This is a genomic window from Comamonas sp. DB36 (assembly GCF_057914905.1).
Genome location: NZ_CP196633.1, coordinates 139,003 through 161,447, shown reverse-complemented (window position 1 = coordinate 161,447; position 22,445 = coordinate 139,003). Strand labels below are relative to the sequence as shown.

Sequence of the window (22,445 nt, the reverse complement as noted above, 5' to 3'; positions counted from 1 at the left end):
GGGGCGTATAGCGGCCGGCCGCAACACACTGTGTTCCACAGGCGAATCCGCTCGCGACAATGGAAGCCCAGCCCATTCAGCTTGGCGCCTAGGTGTCATTGCGCCACCCTCCATGAAAGCCGAAAGGCACCCGATGCGGCAAATGCGCCACGGCTATGGGGCCTGCTGCCAGATCCTGCGCGTCGAACACCAGCAGGTCGCTGCGCTGTTCCTGCGCGCGCCAGGCCACCGAGAGCAGCCAACCGTCGGCTTCGGGTGCGTCGGCCGCGCGTGGCACGAAAACGGGTTCGGACACCACGTCGCCCGGCGGCAGTGTGTACAGGTGGCGTTCGCCGGTGTCGAAATCGAAACGCGCAAGGCTGTCGAACAGCACGCTTTCGGAATCGTCACGGGCACGCGATGTCGCATGGCAGGTATAGAAACCGTAGCGGTTGCGCCGGCCGGTATAGCGTTCGTCGATGCGCGGAAATTCCGCCACCAGGTCGTCGAGGTATTCGCGCTGGAAACCGGTGTCGGCGCCGGCCAGGTCGAAAGTCCAGCGGCACAGGCGCGCGGCCATGGCTTCGGGCGCGCCAGGGTGGCCCTGGGCGTCGGGCAGGCCGGGCGCGGTGTCCGATTGCATCACGTAGGCGACGATGGTGTCGCCGTCGTCCCAGGCATTCATCACATGGAACACATGGCAGGGGTCGGTGTCGAACCAGCGCATGGTGTGCGCCGCGGCGCCTTGCCTGAGCACGCCGACATGGGTGCGCAGGCTCGCATCCCAGGCCAGCAGCGGCTTGCCGCGCATGGCGCGCTCCATGCTGAACGTCAGCGGCGTCACGGGGAACAGCACATGCGTGCGCGTGAGCATGAAGTCGTGCACCATGCCCGCGTAGGGCGCGGTGAAGGACTGCTGTTGCGTGACTTCGCAGTTCCTGTCGATCACGCCATAGAGCATGCTGGGCGAGCAGGGCCGGTCGTACGAGTAGGCGAAGAAATGCAGCTCGCCGCTGACGGGGTCGGCTTTGGGGTGGGCGGTGCAGCGCGCGGCCAGGCGGTCGCCGAAGCTCTGATGCCCCTTGGAGGCAAGCGTGCGGGCGTCGATTTCAAACGGTTGATGCGACTCCTCGAGCGCGAAAAGCCGCTCGCCATGCCACAGCATGCTGGTGTTGGCGGTTCCGCCGTTCTTGCCCAGCGCCAGCGGGTCGCTGGTCGCGGGATTGCCGAAAGTGCCGAAAAGCGCGTGTCCGGCCGCATGCTCGAGCTGCCATTTAGGCGTGCGCGCCCAGCGGTTGCGGTACGACACCTTGCTATTGCTGATATGGAAGGCATGCACCATGCCGTCGCCGGAGAACCAGTGGTAGTTGTTGTCGCGTGCGGCGAACTGCGGATTCGGGCCTACGCGATACAGGCTGCCCGATAGCGTGTCGGGCAGCGTTCCTTCGACGGGCAGTTGCGCGAGGTCGCGCTCCTCGGTGAGCGGCGCATAGTTGCCGGTGAAGAAGTGGGGATTTGTCTGTGCGCTAGCGTGCATGGGTGGGCCTTCAGGATGTGTTCAGGGGTTGGCTGCGCTGTCCAGGAGGGCGATGGCTTGCCCAACATAGGCGGCCAGGGCCTCGTCGATGCCGGAGCCGGCCCGCAGCGCCGCGTCCTGGCGCAAGGCCCTCTGCAGCTTGGCATGCAGTACGGTATTGCCGCCGGCCTTGGCCAGCGACAGCGCCTGCCAGCGCCGCGCCAAGGCTCGCATGGCGGCGCCATCGCAGGGCGCGCGGTCCAGCATCTGTTGCCTGACCTCGGCGATGAGCGGCGGCCAGGCCAGCGTTTGCGCAACGTAGTGCTCGCGCAGCGCGGCCATGTCCTCGGCGCTGCAATGCGGGGCATAGAGTTGCAGCCGGGCGAAGGCCATTGCGTGCGCGATATAACGCATGCCGACGCGGTCGACTCCGGTCAACGCGTGCAGTGAGGGCTCGTTCCAGTGCATGCTGTAGAGCTTCATCAGCAGGCCTTCGTCGCCCGCGGTTTCCTCGCGCAGCATGGCCATCCAGCGCTGCGCCAGGGCCTGGGCCTGCGTATCCTCGTACGATACGCCCGCTGCCAGCAGGCGTTGCAGCCACGCGCTCAAGGCGGCGCGCTCGGGCGCCAGGGCGTCGCTGAACCCGTCGCGCTGGGCCTTGAGCGTGCGCTGCTCGTCGTCGCTGAAGTATTTCGCGCCCGTGACCATGCTTTCGAGCGCCAGCAGCCAGTCGTCGATGCCGGGCTCCTCGCTGGCCTGCAACTGGCGCTGCACGGCGAGCAGGTGGGTGCGCAGCGCCGATGCCTGCACGATCTCATGGTCGAGCTGCGCGACCTGGCGGGCGACGACTTGGGCAATGCCGCCGGCCGCATTGTCGAGCAGGCCCTGGATGTCGGCCAGCGACAGGTCAAGTCGGCGCAAGGCCTGGATGCGGTAAAGCCGCGCCACGTCCTGGCGATCGTAGAGACGGTAGCCGGCAGCGGAGCGGGCGGAGGGCACCAGCAGCGCAATATCGTCATAGTGGCGCAATGCGCGCACTGTCAGTCCGGTACGCCGGGCGAGTTCGCCGATCTTGAAAAACATGCTTTCCCTCTCGAATTGAAGGCATGCTAAACCTTGCCGTTACGAGAGGGTCAACGCTTTTTCGGGAAAAAATTCGCGTACCTATGCTGAGCCCGCATTGGAATGCGGCTGTACACAGGGCAGAGCCGGCCGCAGGCGAGCGGTGGCGCCATGGGCAGGTGTTTGGCGAAGGCCTTGCTGGCTTGTTTGCGTCACGCCTTCCATCGCCATGGACCAGGCAGCCCGGGCGGCCGTGCACAAGCGTGCTGCCAGCGTGGGCAGACGAATTGCAGGTACGCAGCCGGGCGCCGAATGCCGGGACTCAGCCCTGCGGAGTTTCCGCCACCACCACCCGGTTGCGTCCTTCGTGCTTGGCCCGGTAAAGCGCCTTGTCCGCCTGCCCGATCAATCCAGCTGACGTCAGATCGACGCTTGCCGCATGGGCCGATGCAATCCCCGCCGAGACGGTGACGATGCCGTCGGCGCTCGCCTCATGCCGCAGAAGCAGCCGCGCAACTTCGAGCCTGGCCGCGTTGGCGACCGCGCGGGCGCCGTCGGCGGGGGTGTCGGGCAATATGGCGACGAATTCCTCGCCGCCATAGCGCGCGAGCACGTCGCCCGGACGGCGCATTGCGCTGGAGAGCGCCGCCGCCACCTGGCGCAGGCAGTCGTCGCCCGCGGGGTGTCCATAGTTGTCGTTGTATGACTTGAAGTGGTCCACATCGAAAAGCACCACCGAAACCGGGCGGCCGTAGCGCCGGGCCTGCCCCAGGATGTCTTCGAAGCGGTGATCGAACGCCCGGCGGTTCAGTATCCCGGTGAGACTGTCATGTTCCGCAAGTTCCGCGAGCTGGGCGTTCGCCTGCACGATCTGTTCATGGGCGCTGCGCAGCGCCCGGTCCGAAGTCTGGCGCAGCTTCATGCTCCTGAGCACATACCATGAGGAAACGCCGATGATGGAGACCACCAGCAACATGCAGGCGAATTGAACATGCGCGGCGCTGCGCCATTCGGCCAGGATCTCCTCTTCCGACAGCGCCACTGTCACGAACAGCGGATTGTTGGACAGATGCTCGAACGCCGCGAGACGCTTGACCCGGTCAATCGGCGAGGTGATCCTGACCATTCCCGCGCGCGCGCTGTTGACCGCCGACATCAAGGGATTGTTGGCGAAATACTGGCCCAGTTCTTCCGCTGCGTAGGGACGTCGCAGCAGTAGCTTTCCATCCGCCAGGCTCAGCGATATGGCGCCTTTTTGGCCGATGTCGAAACCATTGAGCAGCTTGACGATGTAGTCGACGCGCACGGTGGCCAGCAGCACGCCCGCGAAGCGCCCCTCCGCATCCTCGATGCGCTTGGACACGGGAATGATCCATTCTCCGGTCGAGCGGCTTTGCACGGGCTTGCTGATCAGGACGCGGGTACTGCGGCTTTCGCGGTGCGCGATGAAATATTCGCGGTCGGAATTGTTGGCCTGACGGGACTGTACGGGCTGGGTGTGCACCAGCCAGCGCCCATCGTCGCCGTAGACAAACAGCCCGTGCATGTACTCGGCGCGGCTCAGGTGCGTGACCATGATGGGCTGCAGAGGCTCCAGGTCCGCGGGACTCATGTCGCGCTGCTCCAGCATGTAGCCCAGGGTGTTGAGCAACCGGTCCACCTCGCTGAAAACGCTGTCGAGCTGGTTCGCCACCGAGTGAGCGAGATTCCTCGAGGTCTTGGTGGTCTGCGACCAGGCCGCATCATAGGTCCGCGATGCGAGCCACACGTTGGTGGCAATCAACACCACCGTCAGCAGTGCAATGAAGACGCCTGCCGCGAGAAAGGGGCGTCCCACCGGGCTGGGCATGCTCTGCCCGTCGTGGGCAACACCTGCATTGATGGATTTCATGTTGGAACCTGCATCGAAAAGGGCCTGGTCGCCCTTTGCACCGTTCGACTGTATTGCACCGGGTTTCGTTGGGGACCGCGTAGTTCAAGCCAGGCGGCCATGCATAGGCCCGGCCGGCCCGTTCTAGGGCGTAGTTTGCCCCAGCTTCTGCTCCTTGAATACAAGCCGGGCGGCTGCAGCCGTCTGGAGTCCCGCACAGGCGGCCGATCACCGGCCCAATTCACAGATTCATGGCAGCGCCGGTGCCGCGTGCACTGAAGTCCAGGGCCCCGCCGCCGGGCACGCGTCTGCCCAGATCAATTGCGGACCATTGCGTCCAGCGCCGCGCCTAAAGGGAGCCCAGGCGGCGCAGCATCATGAAGGCCGGAATGGCAATCAGGCACAGCAGCAACTCCAGTACGGGCTTGCGGTAGCCGGCGCCGGCCGCGATCAGGATACCTTCGCCGGCAATGGCTGGGGCTGCCAGCGCGAAGGCCGCGTCTATGGACTGCTCAACCGCCAATGGCAGGCTTTGATCGCCGGCGAGCGTGATCCGCTGGCAAACCTCGCGCAGTTCTGCGCACTGGTCTTTCAATCCGTGCCCGGTCTGAACTGGGCTGGCTTCTACCTGCTGCAGGACAAGACGTTGGTGCTGGGGCCGTTTCAAGGCAGGGTGGCGTGCACCCGCATCGACATCGGCCGCGGTGTCTGTGGCACCTGCGCCGCGACCATGCAGGTCCAGATCGTCCCCGATGTGCATGCCTTTCCCGGCCACATCGCCTGCGACAGCGCGTCCAATTCGGAACTCGTGCTGCCGCTGGTGATCGACGGGCGCGTGGTCGGGGTGCTGGATCTGGACAGCCCCCTGCATGGCCGGTTCGATGCACAGGATGCGCAAGGACTGGCGGCAATGCTCCAGACCCTGATCCAGGGCACGCGCTGGCAACCCTGGATCTTTGGCGCAGGCCGATAGTGCTGGCCGCGCGATGAAGGCGCACCGGGCCTGCGCTGGTCGTCAGGCGGCGTTCAGGTGCTCCATCAGTATCAGCGCGCCGATTCCCATGAGCAGAATGCCGCCCAGGCCTTCGGCCCAGCTGCCGACCACATTGCCCAGCACCCGGCCCAGCATCACGCCCAGAGTGACCATGGTGAACGTGGCCAGTCCTATGGCCAGCGCGACCGTGACGATGTTGACATCCAGGAAGGCCAGGCCCACGCCTACCGCCATGGCATCGATGCTGGTGGCAAAGCCCGTGGCGACCAGCAGCCAGAAGCCATGGCGCCTGGGCTTCTCCACGGCTTGCGCTTCGGGCCGGAACGCGCCGATCAGCATGTGGCCGCCCAGCAGCAGGAGCATGACAAAAGCAATCCAGTGGTCCCAGGCCTTGACGTAGTCGGACGCGGCCGAGCCCAGCGCCCAGCCGATGACCGGCGTGATCGCTTCGATGACGCCGAAAATGGCGCCGGTGCGCAAGGCTTCGCTCCAGCGCGGCTTGAGCAGCGCCGTGCCTTTGCCGATCGCGGCAGCGAACGCATCGGTGGACATGGCAAACGCCAGCAGGGAAATCGCGGTGATATTCATTTTTGCGGTCAATCGGTCGGGCGAAAACGCAGCGGCATATCTCCGCTGCCCGACCTGCGTCGCGGTGATATGCCGATGGTCTCGCCAACCGAAAGACGGCTGCCTGCGCCACAGCATGCAAGATGCCGAGTGTGTTGACGCAGGCGCCTCCAGAAGCTGGAGGCAGGCTACTCCCCAAGGGGACCTAGAGTGTAGAGGCAGCGGCCCGGTGCCGGTGGATTGTCCGCAAGAAAGAGCGGCTCTCTAGAGCTGCGTCCTATTTGCATTGCGCGCCAAGGCAATAGCAAACCCTTCGAGCGCACTGCTGATCACTTCGATGGCAGGCGCGTGCAAGCGCGCGTGCCGCTCTGCCGACCATTCCTGCAATCCCAGCCCCAGGCATTTGCCGCGCGCTTCGAGCTCGGCCCATGCGAGCGCGAACGCTTTGTCGCGCGCTGCGCCATCGGCCGACGCGAGTCGCGCAAGCACTGCTGGACCCAGATACGACCTGGCCACCGCTGCCCAATCCGGCATGGGGGCTGTTTCTGTCACATCGATGCCAATGCGTGCGCCGGGGCACAGGGCGATCAGCGCCAGGTCCTGGCTGTAGCTGATGCTGATCGACAAGCGCAGCCCTTGCCAGCGCGCGTCCACGAACGGCGCCTGGCCGGGGACGAAATGCAGCAGCGTGTTGTCGCTGCTGGTTCCCAGATAGCCGGCCACCAGTTCCCTCAGCAGCGCTCTGGCCTCGGCGCGCAGTTGCCGGCGCTGGTCTTGCAGCCGCCACACTGCGGGCTGCAGCGCGCGCAAGGCCGGCCTCTGGTCCGGCTCCATGGGTGCCAGCGGTGTCAAGGCGTCCATGACTGGGCTGGCGAGCCATGCCAGGCGCTGTCGGGCGGCAGCTTTTCACCTTTCATGATCAGGGTCAGCGGTCCGAGCAGCACGCCATCGCCGATCACGGTGTCGTACAGCACGGTGGTGCGTACGCCCAGCGTCACGCGTTGCCCGATCTGGATACGGCCGATCTTCATCACCCGGTCCTCGAAGAGGTGGGTCTGCGGGCCCGACCAGGCATTGAGTTCGCTGTGGTCGCCGATCTCTACGCAGTCGAATTCGGTGATGTCGGTGGTGTTGAGGTAGACATCGCGGCCTATGCGCACGCCCATGAGGCGCAGCATCGACGGCATCATGGGCGTGCCGCGCAGGTACTCGAGGAAGTTGGGCACGGCAATCGACTCATAGATGCTGGTCAAGGCTTCGCTGGTCCAGACGAAGGGCGTCCACATCGGCGTGGCGCGCGGCCGGTAGCGACCGATCAGCAGCCACTTGAGCGCCAGCACGAACAGGAAACAGCCGACGCCGTAATAGATGCCGGCCACGCCCAGGTCGAGCGCCAGCTCCAGCCAGGCTTCCTGCGCGGCCACGGGCATGAGGTTCTGGACAATCACGTAGCCCGCGCCTATGACCAGCGACAGCGGCAGCACGATGCGCATCGCTTCCACGGTCGCACGGCCCAGCCAACGCCATTTCGACGGCCGGAAAGTCAGGGACTCGGCAAAGCCCGTCAGGACTTCGCGCGCCGGCAGGCTGATTGCGGGCGAACCCACCCAGGTCTGCCCGGGCTGCATCTTCTCGCTTGCGGGCGCCTTGGACTGCACGCCCAGCAGCATGTCCGGGGGCAAGGTGGTGCCGTCGGGCACATAGGCGCCGTTGCCGATGAAACTGCGCCGGCCTACGACCGTATGGTCGATCGACATCCAGCCGCCATCGATTTCCTCGTCGCCCAGCATCACCGCGTCGGCGATGAAGGACTCGTCGCCCAGCGTCAGCATGTCTGGAATCAGGCCCATGGCGGTCGAGATTTCGGCATGCCGGCCGATCTTCGCCCCCAGCAGGCGATACCAGGTGGGAACGAAAACCGTCGCATAGACGCCGTGCAGCACATGCAGGCTCGCCACCTGGATCTGGTTGGCCAGCCACTTGCGGCAGTAGAGGTTGCTGTGCACCGGCCAGGTTCCTGGTTGCAGCCGGGGCAGCACGGCCCAGCGGATGGCGGCGGCGATCAGCGCCGTGCCCACGATCAGCACCGCGCTGGCGGGCAGGGCCAGCAAGGTGTACTGGAATACCGCGAGCACATAGCCATGCGCTTCCAGCGATGGCGCCAGCACCCGCTCTTCCAGCGCATCGATCAAGGCAAACGCCGGGAAGATGGGCAGAAAGAACAGCACCGCCGTCAGCGCGGCACCGAACGCGAAGAACATGGCCTCTCCCATGCGGCGCGCCCGGCTGACAGGGGGGCGCGCCGCGCGCTCGCCGCTGGGGCGAAGGCGCACGAACTGCGCCGGCGCGCCATCCCACACTTCATGCGCGGCCAGGCGCGCGCCGCGCGCCAGCGCCGCCAGGCCCTCGAGCCGGCCCCATGGCGCGATCGCGGTATCGCCCTCCATGACCGCATACGAGCCCACATAGCCTTCGGCGCCGATATCGATGGCGCCCACCACCAGTTCACCGCGCTCCACGCGCACATTTTCCAGATTGACGTTCGAGCCTATGCTGGCGCCATCGCCTATGCGCAGCAGATGGGCGTGCCGGATCGTGACCGAGCCGATCACGACCTCCTTGCCGATCTGCGCCCCCATGGCGCGCAGGTAGCCGTTGTACAGCGAGGACCCCGAGAGCAGGTAGGCCGGCGCGATCTGCTGCAGCCGGTCGGCGAGCCACCAGCGGAAATAGTGCAGGCCCCACAGCGGATAGCTGCCGGCCCTGAGCCCTTGCAGCAGCAGCCGGCTGCCGAGCACCGCCACCGTCAGGCTGAACAGGTGACTGCCCAGGAACACCAGCACCGAAGCCAGCACGGCGAAGGCAATGCTGTCCCCGGGTTCGCCGGTGAAATAGTGGTAGGTGAAAAACGGTGCGAGCCAGTTCAGCACATTCAGGCTGATCATGAACGGCAATGCCAGCGCCTGCGCCGCGCCGCACAGCATCCTGCGCCAGCGCGGAACCGGCGCGAACCTGGGCAGGGCCGCGCCGCCGAGCCTGGCCATGCCGGCTTGCATGGCTTCGGCGATGGCGGCGAGTTGCCGGTTCTGGTAGACGTCGTTCACCGTCATGTGAACGAAACGCGCATCCTCGCGCAGCGTCGAGACCAGGCGCGCCGCGATCAGGGAATGCCCGCCGAGGTCGTCGAAGAAATCGACCGATCCGCGCAGCGCCTGCCCCGGAAACAGGCGCCCGAGTACCTCGAACAGCGCGGCCTCGGCATCGTTTTGCGCCGCGTCGGAACCCGCGGAACCCGCGGGCGCGGTGAGCGCGCTCATCGGCAGCGCGCGCAAGGCCTGGCGATCGATCTTGCCCGAGGTCAGGCGCGGAATGCCGGCGACGATCTCGAAGTGGCTGGGCACCATATAGGGCGGCAGGACTTCGCGCAAGCGCGCGCGCAGATCGCCGGGCGTGGGCGCGTCGCGACCGGCGGCAACGACGTAGGCCACCAACTGGTCGATGTCGTTGACGGGCTTGAGCACCACGGCCGCCGTGCCATTGCGCAGCAGCTCGCTCAGCCTGGCCTCGATTTCGCCGAGCTCGACGCGAAACCCCCGGACCTTGACCTGATCGTCGACCCGCCCCAGGCAATGGACCTGGCCCTGGGCATCGATGCGCGCCAGATCGCCGGTGCGGTAGAGGCGCGGCTCATGCGGGTGTGCCATCCAGGGGTTGGCGACGAACTTCTCGGCCGTGAGCTCCGGTCTGCCCAGGTAGCCCTGGGCGACGCCGGGGCCGATGATGCACAGCTCGCCGGTTTCGCCGGCGTCGAGCAGGTTCAGGTCGGCATCGACCACCAGCAGCCCATAGTTGGGCAGCGGCGCGCCAATCGTCACGGCCTGGCCTGAGTGCAGTTCGGCAATGCTCGCGGACACGGTGGCTTCGGTCGGGCCGTAGGTGTTGAACATCCGGCGCGCAGGCGTGGCCCAGCGGTCGACCACGGCCTGCGGGCACATTTCCCCGCCCAGGTTGATCAGCCTCAGGCCCGGCACGTCACTGCCGAACAGCGCCAGCAGGGTCGGCACCGCGTGCAGCACGCTGACGCCATGCTCGACCAGCGCGCGTGGCAGCGCATCGGGGTCGGCCGTGATTTCACGCGGCGCAATCCACAAGGTGGCGCCCACAAGATAGGAGATCCAGATTTCCTCGAACGACATGTCGAAGGCAACGCAAAAGCCCTGGTACACGCGGTCGTCGGCACGCACGTCCAGCACGGCGTTCTCGCTGCGCAGGAAATGGCAGATCGCCCCCTGGCTGATGGGCACGCCCTTGGGCTTGCCGGTCGAGCCCGAGGTGTAGATGACATAGGCGGGATCTTCGGGGCGCGCTGCGCGCCGCCGCAGCAAGGGCCCGGAGGTCTTGGCGAGCAGGGCGGTCTGGTCCCACACCGCCCATGGGCCGGCGCGCAGCTGCGGTGGCAGGCCATGGCCGATGACGATGCCCACGGCCTGCGCATCTTCAAGGCAGATCGCCACGCGCTCGGCGGGCGTGTCCGCATCGAACGGCAACCAGGCCGCGCCGGTCTTGGCGATGGCCAGCTGGCTGGCGAGAAGATCGATGCCCCGGGGCAGCCACAGGCCCACGATGTCGCCGGGTTGCACGCCTTGCGCGATCAGGTGGTGGGCCATCAGATCGGCATGTTCATCGAGCTCGCGGTAGCTCAGTTGCCGGTCTGCGAACACCAGCGCCGCATGCCCGGGCTGGCGTGCGGCCGTTGCCTCGAAAAGGTCGGCCAGCACTTCATCGCGCAGGAAATCCTGGCGAAACGGCCCTCTTGTTATTGTCATAAACAAACGAACATCTTCAGCAAATCTGCTCGGAGGGCAAGCCGTAGCCTTGAACGGACGCCGCCGCGATACCCTGATCGCGCCGTCCGTATGCCCCATTTTCGCCGATCGCGGGCGGCCGATCGGGCAGGGCCGGAGAATTCATGCCGGGTTGGGCAGGCTCAACAGCGTGGTTGCGCTGCGCCGAGCACATCGAGCACGCGCCAGCCGTGGGCCAGCGCGTGCTGCAGCAGCCGGGCATCCGGATTGACGGCCACTGGCTGTCCCACCTCGCTCAGAAGCGGCAGGTCGTTGATGGAATCGCTGTAGAAAAAGGCGCTGGCCAGCGCGCTGGCCGGCAGTCCCTGCCGAGCCAGCCAGGTCTGCATGCGCTGCAGCTTGCCGGCGCGCATGTTGGGGATGCCCTCGACCTCGCCGGAAAAAATGCCGTCGACCAGGGCCAGCTCGGTTGCCAGGCAATGCGAAAAGCCCAGCTCCACGGCCGTGCGTTCGGCAATCACGCGGTTGCTGGCCGTGGTCAGCACCACGGTGTGGCCGGCAGCCCGGTGCGAGGCCACCAAATCATATGCCGCTGGCGGCAGGCGAGGTCGAATCTCCTCGGCCAGAAACCGGTCCTGCCATGGACTCCATTGGGCGGGCGAGCGCCCGGCCAGCAGGCGTGCGTAGAACGCACTGAACGCCTGCGCACTCACCTGGCCGGCGCGGTAGTCCGCGCACAGCTGTTCGTTGCGCGCCTGCGCCTCGGCCGGCACCAGAGCGTGGCGCAGCAGAAAGCGGCACCACAGGTCGTCGCCATCGCCATCGAGCAAAGTGTGGTCGAGGTCAAACAATGCGAGCTGCGGGGGCGGGGGAGAAATCATGGCGGGGGCGTATGGGGCGTGGAGCGGCCTCACAGGCGCGAGCGCCGGGCCCTGGGTCTCGATGTAGCTCGAGTGCGTGCAAAGTCCGTGCAGCGGCGTCCACCGGTGCAGAGAGATCTTGGGCGGCTCCAGCCGGGCGTGCAGCTTTGCGCCGGGGCGCAGATCGAGCGCCACCTGGTGCGCCACGGACGGCGCCACGTGCAGCGGCACGCCGCCGAACTGCATCTGCACCGCGCGGTGCAGGTGGCCGCACAGCAGGCCCTGCACCTGGCCGTGCGCGCGGATCAGCGCCGCGAGCCGCTCGCCGCCTTCGAGCAGGCTGCAGGCGTCCATGGCTTCGATGCCGGTGGGCAGCGGCGGGTGGTGCATGAAGATCAATACCGGCTGGCCGCTGCAGTCTTGCAGAGTGCGCTCCAGCCAGGCCAGTTGCTGCGCGCCCAAGGCGCCGTGCGAGCGCCCGGGCACGGCGGTGTCCAGCGCCACGCAATGCAGGCCTTGGAATTCAAAGTGATAGCAGCACGCATTCTCCGGCGCATCGTGCGCCACCGGCATGTAGCGGCCCAGCGCGGAGCGCGCCCTCTTGGAGTCATCGTGATTTCCGGGCACGGCATGGACGGGCATGGTCAGCGGCGCGAGCGCGTCGGCCACCAGCGCGTACTCGGCGGCGCTGCCGCGCTCGGTCAGGTCGCCGGTCAGCAACACCAGGTCGGGCAGGGGCTCCATGGCGGCGACATGGGCCACGGCCTGGCGCAAGGCGCGCTCGGTGTCCATGCGGCCGCCCAGAAAGTCGGGGCCGGTGCCTATGTGCGGGTCGGAAAGCTGGGCAATCAGAAGTGGGGCATGCATGGCCGGCAAGTCTAGGCGGCTTGCGCAAGATTCCATAAATGTTTGTGGAAATGAAATGGTTTATGTGGATTTCATATGGTTGTCACGATGGCGCCGCAGCATACGGGCTGAGTTTTCCCAGTTGTTGTCCCTCCTCTGTACTGAAGGAACCATGCCATGCGCCATTCGAACCCCGCTGTGTCTCCCCCGGCCTTGTCTTCCCAGCGTCGCCAGTTGCTCAGGAGCGGTGCGGCCGTGTCGGCCGCCGCGATGCTGGGCGGCATGCCGCTGTTCGCCAGCGGCCAGCAGCAGGTCAAGCTGGCTTTTATGTACCCCGTGGGCGTCTCGGGCGACATCAACCGCCTGGTGTCCGGCATGATCAGCAGCTTCAATGCCGCGCACAGCGACATCCAGGTGGAAGCCATCTACGCGGGCAGCTACGACAACACCGAACAGAAGGTGATGACCGCGCTGGGCGTGGGCGATCCGCCGGCCAGCTGGCTGCCGATCAACTCCATGCTCACCACCTTCCTGAACATGGATGCGCTCGAGGACGTGACGGCGCTGGCCAAGGCCGACGACATTTTTCAGGACTTCCTGCCGGGATTTCTGGGAACCTGCATGTCCGACAACAAGCTGTACGGCCTGCCGTTCCAGTGCAGCACGCCCGTGGTCTATTTCAACAAGGCGGCATTTGCCAAAGCCGGCCTCAAGGCGGCACCGGCCAATTGGAGCGAACTCGAAGCCAGCGCCAAGGCGCTCACGGTGCGCAACGGTGACGCCACGGCGCAATGGGGGCTGACGATAGGCGGCGGCTGGCACGACTGGATCTTCGAGAGCTTCGTGCGCCAGAACGGCCTGGTGTTCTGGACCAAGGAGAAGGTCGCGTTCGACGCGCCCGAGAGCGTGCACGCGCTGGAGTTCTGGCTGCGCATGGTCAAGGCCGGCCACATGCCCGCGGCGTCGACCTGGGAGAGCTCGGCCAACGACTTCATGGCCGGGCGCACCGCCATGCTCTATCACTCCACGGGCTCGATGACCAACATCCTCAAGTCGGCCTCCTTTCCCGTGGGCGTGGCGCCCATGCCCAAGGGCAGGCAGCTGGGCTCGACCATGGGCGGCGGCCCCATCCTGATCGCGAAGAAGCAGCCCGACGCCCACAAGCGCGCGGCCTGGACCTTCGCGCGCTGGATGACCAATACCGCCAACCAGGCCCAGTGGTGCATAGACACCGGTTATCTCGCGGCGCGCAAATCGTCCTGGGAAACGCCGGCGCTCAAGGCCCATGTGGCCAAGGTGCCCGAGTCGCGTTCGGCGTTCGTGACGGCGGAAGTCGCCGGCGCCTTCCTGCAGGTGCCCGGCTACCACAAGGTGCGCAGCTACCTGCAAGGCGCCATCGACCGCACGCTGATAGGCGAGATCAAGCCGGATGCCGCGCTGCGCGAGGCCACGGCCAGGTCCAATATCGAGATCCAGCGCCTGTCGCGCCGCCGCGGTTGAAGCCACGATGAATCCGTCACTCGCCAAACCCTGCGCGCGCCCGGATGCGGCGACGCGCCGCCAACGGCGGCGCGAGCTGCTCACTGCGCTGGCGATGCTCGCGCCCTCGCTGCTGTTCCTGGGAGCTTTCACCTACTGGCCGATCCTGCGTTCGGCGGTGTACGGATTCTTCGATGTGCAGCTGGGCTCCACGGAAATCTTCTACGTGGGCCTGGAGAATTACAAGCGCCTGTGGCACGACCCGCTGTTCTGGCAGTCGCTGCGCAACACCGTGGTCTACATGGTGATCACGGTGCCGGCTTCGATCGCGCTGGCGCTGCTGCTGGCCGTGGCGCTGGACCGCGGGCTGCGCGGCACGGCCTTGTACCGCTCGACCTTCTTCTACCCGGTGATGATTCCCTCGGTGGCGGCCGGCATGGTCTGGGTGTTTCTGTATGCACCCGGCTACGGCCCCATCAATGGCCTCCTGCATTGGCTGGGCCTGCCCAAGCTCGAGTGGCTCTACGACCCGCACTGGGCCTTGCCGGCCATCATCTTCATGAGCATCTGGAAATATGCGGGCTACTTCATGCTGATCCTGCTCGCGGCGCTGCAGCTCGTGCCGCGCGACCTCTACGAGGCGGCGCGGCTCGACGGCGTGTCGGGCTTTCGCCAGCTGGTGCACATCACCGTGCCGCTGATCTCGCCCACGCTGTACTTCGTGGTGGTCATAGGCGTGCTTCACTCTTACCAGATCTTCGACTATGTGTTCGTCATGACCCAGGGCGGGCCGGCCGACGCCACCAACGTGCTCACCTTCTACATCTACCAGAACGCCTTCCAGTTCCAGGACATAGGCAGCGCCTCGGCGATCGCCAACATCCTGCTGCTTGTGGTCGGCGGCCTCATTGCCATCGTGGCCGCGACGCTGGGCCGGCGGGTGCACTACATGGGACGCTGAACATGCTTTCTTTCAGACTTTTCGCGCGTTCGCGCTGGATGCACTGGGTGCTGGTGCCGGCGCTGCTGCTGTGGCTCAGTCCGCTGGCCTGGATGCTGCTCACTTCGCTCAAGACCCGGGTCGAGATCTTCGATCCGGCCGCCGGGCTTTGGCCGCAGGTCCTGCAGTGGAGCAACTATCCTGCGGCGCTGTCGGTCGCGCCTTTCGGCACCTATCTGCTCAACTCCCTGCTGGTCACGGCGGGCATTCTGCTGGCCCAGCTCACGACCATCACGCTGGCCGCCTACGCGTTTGCGCGCCTGCGCTTTCCGGGGCGCGACCTGCTGTTCGGCCTGTTCCTGCTGCAGGTGATGTTCCCGATCTACGCCACTTTCCTGACCAACTTCGTCACCGTGCGCGAGCTCGGCCTGATGAACACGCTGTGGGCGCTGATGGTGCCGTTCATTGCCAGCGGCTACGGCACCTTCATGCTGCGCCAGGCGTTTCGCCAGGTGCCGCAGGAGCTGGCCGACGCCGCGCGCCTCGACGGCTGCGGCCACTGGGCCACGCTGTGGCATGTCTATCTGCCGCTGGTCAAGCCCACGCTCATCGCCTTCGGCATGATCTCGGTGGTGACGCACTGGAACGACTACATGTGGCCGTTGCTGGTGACCAATAGCGAGACCGTGCGGACCTTGCCCATAGGCCTGGGTCTGCTGGCCAAGGCCGACAGCGGCGCCGACTGGCCGCGCCTCATGGCCGCCACCATGCTGGTCAGCGCACCGCTGATGCTGGTGTTCGTGATCTTCCAACGCCGCTTTGTCTCCAGCTTCATGCATGCCGGCCTGAAGTAACTCTGTTCCCCATTACCATTCAAACCATGTCTGCCATCTCCCTACAAGGCATCAGCAAGCGCTATCCGGATCACGTCGCGGTGGACCAGCTAGACCTCGAGGTCCAGGCCGGCGAGTTCATGGTGCTGGTCGGCCCGTCGGGCTGCGGCAAATCCACCACCTTGCGCATGATCGCCGGGCTGGAGGACATCAGCGCCGGCCGCCTGCTGATAGGCGGGCGCGATGTCACCCATGCCGAGCCGCACGAACGCGACATCGCCATGGTGTTCCAGTCCTATGCGCTGTACCCGCACATGACCGTGTACATGAACATGGCCTTCGGCCTGCTGCGCACCAGCAATCTGCTGCGCAGCGAAGTGGACCAGCGTGTCAACGAAGCCGCGCAGCGGCTGCAGATCACCGAACTGCTGCAGCGCCGGCCCAACGAGCTTTCCGGCGGACAGCGACAGCGCGTGGCCATAGGGCGCGCGCTGGTGCGCAAGCCCAAGGTCTTCCTGTTCGACGAGCCGCTGTCCAATCTGGACGCCAAGCTGCGCAGCCACATGCGCGGCGAGCTCGAGCGGCTGCATGCCGAGCTGGGCATCACCATCGTCTACGTGACCCACGACCAGGTCGAAGCCATGACGCTGGGCACGCGCATCGCGGTGATGGACCGCGGCCATCTGCGCCAGGTCGGAGCCCCCATGGAGGTCTACCGCCGGCCCGCCGATCGTTTCGTGGCTGCGTTCATTGGCTCGCCCCAGATGAACTTCCTGCCGGTGCCGCAAGGCACAGGCCAGGCACAGGCGTGGCTTGGCGAGCAGTTTGGCGCGGCCGCGCTGCGCCCTGACGCGCTGCTGGGCTTGCGACCCGAGGAGTTGACGCTCTCCAGCCCAGCTGGAACGCCGGCCTGTGCCTTGCATTGGCCAGGGGTGGTGCAGCGCGTCGAGCGCCTGGGCGCGGAAGCCTATGTGCAGATACGCGTGGACGGCGCCGACGTGCTGGTGCGCACCGAAGCCGATGCGCCGCTGCTGCCCGAGCAGGCCATTGTGCTCACGCCCGAGCTGTCGCGGCTGCGCCTGTTCGATGCGCAGTCCGGCGCGCTGCTGGCCTGCCGGGCCTGAATCCATGCGCATTACACCCATTCTGAGTGCGCGCCATGAGCGCATCATCGAAATCCTCCGCGCCACGCCGTCGATCACCACGGGTGAGCTGGCGCTGCGCCTGGGGGTCTCGGGCGAGACGGTCAGGCGCGACCTGCAGGCCATGGCCGACGAGGGCATGGTGGAGAAATTCCATGGGGGCGTGAGCCTGCACCGCGACATGCAGGAGTCGCCGTTTCTGCTGCGCCTGCGCACCAACGTCGGTGTCAAGCGGCGCCTGGCGCGGCAGGTGTCCAGACTGCTGCCCGACGGGGCAAGCATCATGCTGGACAACAGCAGCACGGCCTGCTTCGTGGCCGAGGCGCTGGCGGAACGCCGCGGCATGACCGTGGCCACGCCGTCTTTGGAAGTCGCCAGGGCGCTGGCCCAGGGCGGCGACCGCCACACGGTGCTGCTGCCCGGCGGAAGCCTGCGCAGCAGCGACATGACACTGGCCAGTGCCAATGCGCTGCGCTTTGCGACCCAATTGAATCCAGATTACATGGTGGTATCTGTCGCGGCGCTCAGCGCCCGCGGTGGATGCCTGGATTTCGACCCGTTCGAAGTCGAGTTCAAGCAGGCGGCCGCCCTCCATGCACGCACCGTGATCGTCGTGGCCGACTCAAGCAAGTTCGAAGCGCCCGGCCTGATCACCAGCCTGCCGTGGTCGGATGTGCAGGTACTGGTCACCGACCGCGCACTGCCTGCCGATCTGGCCCGGGCCTGCGCCGCAGTGCAGCTGGCAATTGCCGAGGCCGCCGAACCGTCCTGAGGACCGGGGCGAAAGCCTGAAGCGCCGCAGGCCCAAACCTGCGGCCTGGCTAGTCGATGCGCGCGCCCGAGGCGTCGACCACTTTCTTCCAGTGGGCCAGTTCCGCCGGCAAGCCTGCGGCAAAGCTTGCCGGGCTGGACTGCACCGGCTCCGCGCCCAGCGTCTTCAGGCGCTCGTGCATCACCGGCGTGCTGAGCACCTGAGAGATCGAGGCGTAGACCTTGTCCACGATGGCCTGGGGCGTGCCCGCGGGAGCGAGCAGTCCGTACCATGACGTCACAGCCAGCTCCTTGAGCACGGGAATCTCCGGCGCCAGCGGCGTGGGCTTGTCGGAGGCCACACCCAGCACGCGCAGCTTGCCGCTGGTCACAAACGGCATCACGCCGGGAAAGCTGCCGAACGTCACCGGCAGCTGGCCGGCCACGACATCGGTGGCGGCGGCGGCCGCGCCCTTGTACGGCACATGCAGCAGATTGACATCGCGCTGCTTCTTGAGCATTTCGCCTAGCAGGTGGTTGAGCGTGCCATTGCCCGCCGAGGCGTATTCGACCTTGCCGGGATGGGCCTTGGCATAGGCCACCAGTTCGTCCAGCGTCCTGGCCGGAAACTTGGGGTTGACCACCAGCAGGTAGGGCGCGACCGCCAGCTGCATCACGGGCGTGAAGTCCTTGATGGGGTCGAACGGCACCTTGGAGTAGAGCGCCGGGTTGATCGTGTAGGCGCTTTGCGCGGTCACCAGGAAGGTGTAGCCATCGGGCGCGCTGCGCGCCACCTGGCTGGTGCCCAGGTTGCCGTTGGCGCCGGGGCGGTTTTCCACGATCACGGGTTGGCCCAGCGTGCTGCCCAGGTTCTGCGCGACCGCGCGCGCAATCACATCGTTGGCTCCGCCGGGGCTTTGCGGCACCACAAAAGTGATCGGCTTGGCGGGCCAGTTGCCCAGGCCCTGGGCCATGGCCGGGCCGTTGCCCAGCGCGCCGCACAAGGCGCCTAAGGCGCCCAAGGCGATTACGGTGCGTCTATGCATCATCAAGTTTGTCTCCTCCAGATATCGAGGCCCAAGTATTGCCCAGGATGGGGGCGGATTGAGCAACTTGGTGTCGCGGCGTGAATGCGGGCGCAGTTCACACCGCCGCCGCGCGCGCCGCCATGAGCTGCTGCCCCACGGCGGTGACCACTTCGGCGCGCGCCGCCGTGCTCAATTGCACCAGCGCGATCTGGCGGCTTTCGGCGGCCTGGGGAATGGGCACCACGCGCAGCTGCGGGTTCTTGTCCCAGCCATGCCTGGCAATCAGCGGCAGCATGGCCACGCCCATGCCGTCGCTCACCAGTTCCACGATGGTCTCGATGGAGTTCAGCTCCATGAACTCCTGGGGCTTGGCGCGCAGCCGGCGCAGCGTGCGCTCCACCAGCTCGCCCGTGTGTTCGGTGTGGTCGAAGCGGATGAACGGGTAGCGCCGCACCATGGTGGCGGGCTCGGCCAGCCGCGAGGAGCGCGCGGTCAGCAGCACCATGGGCTCGGCGTACAGCGGCGTCCATACGAGGGAAGGGCGCTTGAGCGCCGGATCATTGACTACCACGGCCGCATCGAGTTCATGGTTCTCGACCTGGGCGATCAGCCGGCTGGACTTGCCCGAGACCACATGCAGGTCCACGGCCGGGTGATGGCGCTTGAGCTCCAGCGTGGCGCGCACCAGCTCGCTCAGCGCCGAGACGATGGAGCCGAATTGCACGGTGCCGGCCAGCGGCGCATCCGCCTGGGTGCCGTGCTTGGCCTGCTCGTACAGCGCCACCAGCTGCGTGGCAATCGGCACCAGGGCGCGCCCCTGCTCATTGAGCGCCACCTGCTTGCCCTGGCGCGTGAAGAGCTTGCGCTTGAGATCGGCCTCCAAGGTGCGCATCTGCAGGCCCACGGCCACCTGGGTCAGGCCCACCCGGTGCCCCGCCGCAGTGAACGAGCCTTCCATGGTGACGGCGAGAAAAGTGCGCAGGATACGCAGGCTTGGCATAAATGGTTTTCTTTCAAGAGACGGAAGAAAGTCCAGCTTTCATAAAGCGCTTTCTATCATCAAAATCGGCGACTTCAGCCCTTGCACGCTGCCTTAATTCTGGAGTTTTCCATGCTTGAACACCTGTCCCGCCGGCTTTTCACCCGCTGCGCCACCTTGATCACCTTGGGCGCTACCGGCCTGGCGACACCGGCCTTTGCCGCCGATGCCTGGCCTTCGCAGCCGCTCAAGATCCTCGTGGGCTTTGCGGCCGGCGGCGGCAACGACATCGTCGCGCGCATCCTGGCCAAGGAGCTGCAGCAAAGCCTGGGCCAGACCGTGGTGGTCGAGAACAAGGGCGGCGCGGGCGGCCTGCTGGCCAATGACATCGTGGCCAAGTCGCCCAAGAACGGCTATACCTTGCTGCTGGGCTCGATTGGCAGCAACACCATTGCGCCGGTGCTGTCCAAGAAGCTTTCCTACGATCCGCGCAAGGATCTGGAGCCTATCAGCCTGGTGGCCGAATCGGGCAACGCCTTGCTGGTCAACGCCAAGCTGCCCTACAAGACCGTCAAAGAAATGACCGACGCGGCGCGCAAGGAGCCGGGCACCATCAACTACGCCTCGTCGGGCAACGGCTCGACGCTGCATCTGGCCGGCGCGCTGTTCGCGCAGCAGGCGGGCGTCAACCTGGTGCATGTGCCCTACCGCGGCAACGGCCCGGCGATCGCCGATGTCTCCGCCGGCCAGGTCCAGGCGATCTTCTCGGGCATTCCACCGGCGATCAGCTCGGCCAAGACCGGCCAGACCCGCATTCTGGCCGTGACCACCAAGGAACGCGTGAAGTCCCTGCCCAACGTGCCCACGGTGGCCGAGGCCGGCCTGCCGGGCTACGCCTTCACTTCCTGGTACGGCCTGTTCACCACGGGCGGCACCGATCCGGTGATCGTCGAGAAGCTGGCCCAGGAAGTGCGCAAGATCATTGCCCGCCCCGATGTGCGCGCCCAGCTCGAGGCCCAGGGCCTGACGCCCGAGAGCAGCGACCCGAAGACGTTCAAGGAACAGATCGACCGCGAGCTCACGCGCTGGACGCGCGACATCAAGGCGCTGGGCATCTCCGCCGACTGAATTTTCCAGAGCCCGTGTCAGGAACTCCCATGAATGCTCCTTTTTCTCCCGGCAATCCGTACAGCTCCGTGCGCGTGCCGGTTTTCGCCCGCAACGGCGTGTCGACTTCCCATCCCCTGGGTGCGCAGGCCGGCTTGCGCATGCTGTGGGCCGGCGGCAATGCCGTCGATGCGGCCATTGCCGCGGCCGCCGTCATGACCATCGTCGAGCCGGTCAGCAACGGCCTGGGCTCGGACGCGTTCTGCATACTGTGGGACGGCACGCAGCTGCACGGGCTCAATGCCTCGGGCCGCGCCCCCCAGGGCTGGACACCCGAGTATTTCGAGCAGCGCTATGGCCGCCAGGCCAAGCCCCCGCGCCGCGGCGTGGACTCGATCACCGTGCCCGGCGCGGTCGGCGCCTGGGTGGCGTTGCACGAGCGTTTCGGCAAGCTGCCGTTTGCCAGCCTGATGGAGCCCGCGGCCGAAATCGCCGAGCGCGGCTACCTGGTGCCGCCCGTGGTCCAGCAGAAATGGGCCGCGGGCGCGCCCGAGCTGCAGGCCCAGCCCGGCTTTGCCCAGAGCTTTCTGCCCCAGGGCCGCCCGCCTGCCGTGGGCGAGCTGTTTCGCTTTCCCGCGGCCGCGCGTGCGCTGCGCGCCATCGGTGCCACACAGGGCAAGGCTTTCTATGAGGGCGAGATCGCTGCCGCGGTCACGTCGTTTGTGCAGCAGCACGGCGGCTGCCTGAGCATGGCCGACATGGCCAGCCACCAGGTCGAATGGGTCACGCCCGTGGCCAAGGACTACCGCGGCTACACCTTGCACGAGATTCCGCCCGGCGGCCAGGGCATTGCCGCGCAGATCGCGCTGGGCATCCTGGCGAACTTCGACCTGGCCAGCCTGCCGCTCGATGGCGTGGCGTCCCAGCATCTGCAGATCGAGGCCATGAAGCTGGCCTTCGCCGATGTCGACCGCTATGTGGCCGATGCAGGCATGGAAGTGACTCCCGCGCAATTGCTCGACGACGCCTACCTGGCGGCGCGCGCCAAGCTCATCGATCCGCAGCGCGCCCAGGATTTCAAGGCCGGCAATCCGGTGCAGGGCGGCACGATCTACCTGAGCGCGGTCGATGAAAGCGGCATGATGGTCAGCTTCATCCAGAGCAACTTCTCGGGCTTCGGCTCGGGAGTGGTGGAGCCGAGCTTCGGCATCAGCCTGCAAAACCGCGGCTGGGGCTTTGGCGCCGACCCCGAGCACCCCAACCGCGCGAACCTGGTGGGTCCGGGCAAGCGGCCGTTCCACACCATCATTCCGGCCTTCCTGACCAAGGACGGCCAGCCGGTGATGAGCTTTGGCGTCATGGGCGGCAACATGCAGCCCCAGGGCCATATGCAGACCCTGGTGCGCATGATCGACTACCGCCAGTCGCCCCAGGCGGCCTGCGACGCGCCGCGCTGGCGCTACAACGCGGGCCTGGCGCTCAATGTCGAGTCCGGCATGGACCCGGCCACGGTCGCGGGTCTGCAGGCTTTGGGCCACCAGCTGGAAGTCATCGACGACCCTTACCAGGACTTCGGCGCGGGCCAGTTCATCTGGCGCATGGGCGATGCCGCCGTTGAAGGCTATCAGTTCGCCAGCGATCCGCGCCGCGACGGCCTGGCCGCGGGTTTCTAGCCGCGCGGCGGCGGC

General features: G+C 66.5%; 17 protein-coding genes and 1 riboswitch. Of the genes, 8 read left to right on the top strand and 9 right to left on the bottom strand.

Going from position 1 to position 22,445, the window contains the following annotated elements:
* Positions 1-88: 88 nt before the first annotated feature.
* From ACSVDO_RS25175 to ACSVDO_RS25165, 3 genes are all read right to left on the bottom strand, one after another.
* Entirely contained in the window at positions 89-1,516 is a 1,428-nt protein-coding gene (locus ACSVDO_RS25175) for a carotenoid oxygenase family protein (protein ID WP_489597796.1), read from the bottom strand.
* Between the two features lie 21 nt (positions 1,517-1,537).
* Positions 1,538-2,578 (bottom strand): MerR family transcriptional regulator, encoded by a 1,041-nt coding sequence (locus tag ACSVDO_RS25170; protein ID WP_489597795.1) that lies wholly within the window; start codon positions 2,576-2,578, stop codon positions 1,538-1,540.
* A 301-nt stretch (positions 2,579-2,879) separates the two neighbouring features.
* The gene (locus tag ACSVDO_RS25165) at positions 2,880-4,448 is read right to left on the bottom strand and encodes a sensor domain-containing diguanylate cyclase (protein WP_489597794.1); all 1,569 of its coding nucleotides are present in this window, start codon (positions 4,446-4,448) and stop codon (positions 2,880-2,882) included.
* 487 nt (positions 4,449-4,935) lie between these two features.
* Here ACSVDO_RS25165 and ACSVDO_RS25160 point away from each other — a divergent pair, with 487 nt between their 5' ends.
* A complete protein-coding gene (locus tag ACSVDO_RS25160; RefSeq protein WP_489597895.1) occupies positions 4,936-5,400 on the top strand; it encodes a GAF domain-containing protein in 465 nt (154 codons plus the stop codon).
* A 42-nt stretch (positions 5,401-5,442) separates the two neighbouring features.
* On the opposite strand, the gene mntP is transcribed toward ACSVDO_RS25160, so the two are convergent.
* The 4 genes from mntP to ACSVDO_RS25140 all read right to left on the bottom strand — a co-directional run bounded on the left by mntP (position 5,443) and on the right by ACSVDO_RS25140 (position 12,520).
* The gene (gene mntP, locus ACSVDO_RS25155) at positions 5,443-6,009 is read right to left on the bottom strand and encodes a manganese efflux pump MntP (RefSeq protein WP_332537533.1); all 567 of its coding nucleotides are present in this window, start codon (positions 6,007-6,009) and stop codon (positions 5,443-5,445) included.
* 11 nt (positions 6,010-6,020) lie between these two features.
* A riboswitch (yybP-ykoY riboswitch) is annotated at positions 6,021-6,191 on the bottom strand.
* A 61-nt stretch (positions 6,192-6,252) separates the two neighbouring features.
* Positions 6,253-6,798: a 4'-phosphopantetheinyl transferase family protein gene (locus ACSVDO_RS25150; RefSeq protein ID WP_489597793.1), complete on the bottom strand. Its 546-nt coding sequence runs from the start codon at positions 6,796-6,798 to the stop codon at positions 6,253-6,255.
* A gap of 38 nt (positions 6,799-6,836) precedes the next feature.
* Positions 6,837-10,814, bottom strand: coding sequence for a Pls/PosA family non-ribosomal peptide synthetase (locus ACSVDO_RS25145; protein WP_489597792.1), 3,978 nt, complete (start codon positions 10,812-10,814; stop codon positions 6,837-6,839).
* Positions 10,815-10,975: 161 nt separating this feature from the next.
* On the bottom strand, positions 10,976-12,520 hold the full coding sequence (locus ACSVDO_RS25140) for an HAD-IB family hydrolase (protein ID WP_489597791.1): 1,545 nt from the start codon (positions 12,518-12,520) through the stop codon (positions 10,976-10,978).
* Between the two features lie 156 nt (positions 12,521-12,676).
* On the opposite strand from ACSVDO_RS25140, the gene ACSVDO_RS25135 reads away from it, so the two are divergent.
* Genes ACSVDO_RS25135 through ACSVDO_RS25115 form a run of 5 tightly spaced genes read left to right on the top strand, consistent with a single transcriptional unit; the run spans position 12,677 to position 17,665 of the window.
* Positions 12,677-13,999 (top strand): ABC transporter substrate-binding protein, encoded by a 1,323-nt coding sequence (locus ACSVDO_RS25135; protein ID WP_489597790.1) that lies wholly within the window; start codon positions 12,677-12,679, stop codon positions 13,997-13,999.
* 7 nt (positions 14,000-14,006) lie between these two features.
* Positions 14,007-14,939 (top strand): carbohydrate ABC transporter permease, encoded by a 933-nt coding sequence (locus ACSVDO_RS25130; protein WP_489597789.1) that lies wholly within the window; start codon positions 14,007-14,009, stop codon positions 14,937-14,939.
* A 2-nt stretch (positions 14,940-14,941) separates the two neighbouring features.
* A complete protein-coding gene (locus tag ACSVDO_RS25125; RefSeq protein WP_489597788.1) occupies positions 14,942-15,772 on the top strand; it encodes a carbohydrate ABC transporter permease in 831 nt (276 codons plus the stop codon).
* Positions 15,773-15,798: 26 nt separating this feature from the next.
* The gene (locus ACSVDO_RS25120; protein WP_332548283.1) at positions 15,799-16,875 is read left to right on the top strand and encodes an ABC transporter ATP-binding protein; all 1,077 of its coding nucleotides are present in this window, start codon (positions 15,799-15,801) and stop codon (positions 16,873-16,875) included.
* A gap of 4 nt (positions 16,876-16,879) precedes the next feature.
* A complete protein-coding gene (locus tag ACSVDO_RS25115) occupies positions 16,880-17,665 on the top strand; it encodes a DeoR/GlpR family DNA-binding transcription regulator (RefSeq protein WP_489597787.1) in 786 nt (261 codons plus the stop codon).
* Positions 17,666-17,714: 49 nt separating this feature from the next.
* On the opposite strand, the gene ACSVDO_RS25110 is transcribed toward ACSVDO_RS25115, so the two are convergent.
* On the bottom strand, positions 17,715-18,692 hold the full coding sequence (locus ACSVDO_RS25110; RefSeq protein WP_442881487.1) for a Bug family tripartite tricarboxylate transporter substrate binding protein: 978 nt from the start codon (positions 18,690-18,692) through the stop codon (positions 17,715-17,717).
* 94 nt (positions 18,693-18,786) lie between these two features.
* On the bottom strand, positions 18,787-19,671 hold the full coding sequence (locus tag ACSVDO_RS25105; protein WP_489597786.1) for a LysR family transcriptional regulator: 885 nt from the start codon (positions 19,669-19,671) through the stop codon (positions 18,787-18,789).
* 111 nt (positions 19,672-19,782) lie between these two features.
* On the opposite strand from ACSVDO_RS25105, the gene ACSVDO_RS25100 reads away from it, so the two are divergent.
* Positions 19,783-20,778 carry a Bug family tripartite tricarboxylate transporter substrate binding protein gene (locus tag ACSVDO_RS25100; RefSeq protein ID WP_332537522.1) on the top strand — a complete coding sequence of 332 codons (996 nt, stop codon included), beginning with the start codon at positions 19,783-19,785 and terminating at the stop codon, positions 20,776-20,778.
* Between the two features lie 29 nt (positions 20,779-20,807).
* Complete coding sequence (locus ACSVDO_RS25095) at positions 20,808-22,430, top strand: gamma-glutamyltransferase family protein (protein WP_332537521.1); 1,623 nt, start codon at positions 20,808-20,810, stop codon at positions 22,428-22,430.
* Positions 22,431-22,445 lie beyond the last annotated feature (15 nt).

Coding starts and splice junctions, on each gene's coding strand:
- ACSVDO_RS25135 (WP_489597790.1), top strand. CDS start 12,677: ATGCGCCATTCGAACCCCGCTGTGTCTCCCCCGGCCTTGTCTTCCCAG.
- ACSVDO_RS25145 (WP_489597792.1), bottom strand. CDS start 10,814: ATGACAATAACAAGAGGGCCGTTTCGCCAGGATTTCCTGCGCGATGAA.
- ACSVDO_RS25105 (WP_489597786.1), bottom strand. CDS start 19,671: ATGCCAAGCCTGCGTATCCTGCGCACTTTTCTCGCCGTCACCATGGAA.
- ACSVDO_RS25140 (WP_489597791.1), bottom strand. CDS start 12,520: ATGCATGCCCCACTTCTGATTGCCCAGCTTTCCGACCCGCACATAGGC.
- ACSVDO_RS25175 (WP_489597796.1), bottom strand. CDS start 1,516: ATGCACGCTAGCGCACAGACAAATCCCCACTTCTTCACCGGCAACTAT.
- ACSVDO_RS25095 (WP_332537521.1), top strand. CDS start 20,808: ATGAATGCTCCTTTTTCTCCCGGCAATCCGTACAGCTCCGTGCGCGTG.
- ACSVDO_RS25170 (WP_489597795.1), bottom strand. CDS start 2,578: ATGTTTTTCAAGATCGGCGAACTCGCCCGGCGTACCGGACTGACAGTG.
- ACSVDO_RS25130 (WP_489597789.1), top strand. CDS start 14,007: ATGAATCCGTCACTCGCCAAACCCTGCGCGCGCCCGGATGCGGCGACG.
- ACSVDO_RS25125 (WP_489597788.1), top strand. CDS start 14,942: ATGCTTTCTTTCAGACTTTTCGCGCGTTCGCGCTGGATGCACTGGGTG.
- ACSVDO_RS25110 (WP_442881487.1), bottom strand. CDS start 18,692: ATGATGCATAGACGCACCGTAATCGCCTTGGGCGCCTTAGGCGCCTTG.
- ACSVDO_RS25100 (WP_332537522.1), top strand. CDS start 19,783: ATGCTTGAACACCTGTCCCGCCGGCTTTTCACCCGCTGCGCCACCTTG.
- ACSVDO_RS25165 (WP_489597794.1), bottom strand. CDS start 4,448: ATGAAATCCATCAATGCAGGTGTTGCCCACGACGGGCAGAGCATGCCC.
- mntP (WP_332537533.1), bottom strand. CDS start 6,009: ATGAATATCACCGCGATTTCCCTGCTGGCGTTTGCCATGTCCACCGAT.
- ACSVDO_RS25115 (WP_489597787.1), top strand. CDS start 16,880: ATGCGCATTACACCCATTCTGAGTGCGCGCCATGAGCGCATCATCGAA.
- ACSVDO_RS25120 (WP_332548283.1), top strand. CDS start 15,799: ATGTCTGCCATCTCCCTACAAGGCATCAGCAAGCGCTATCCGGATCAC.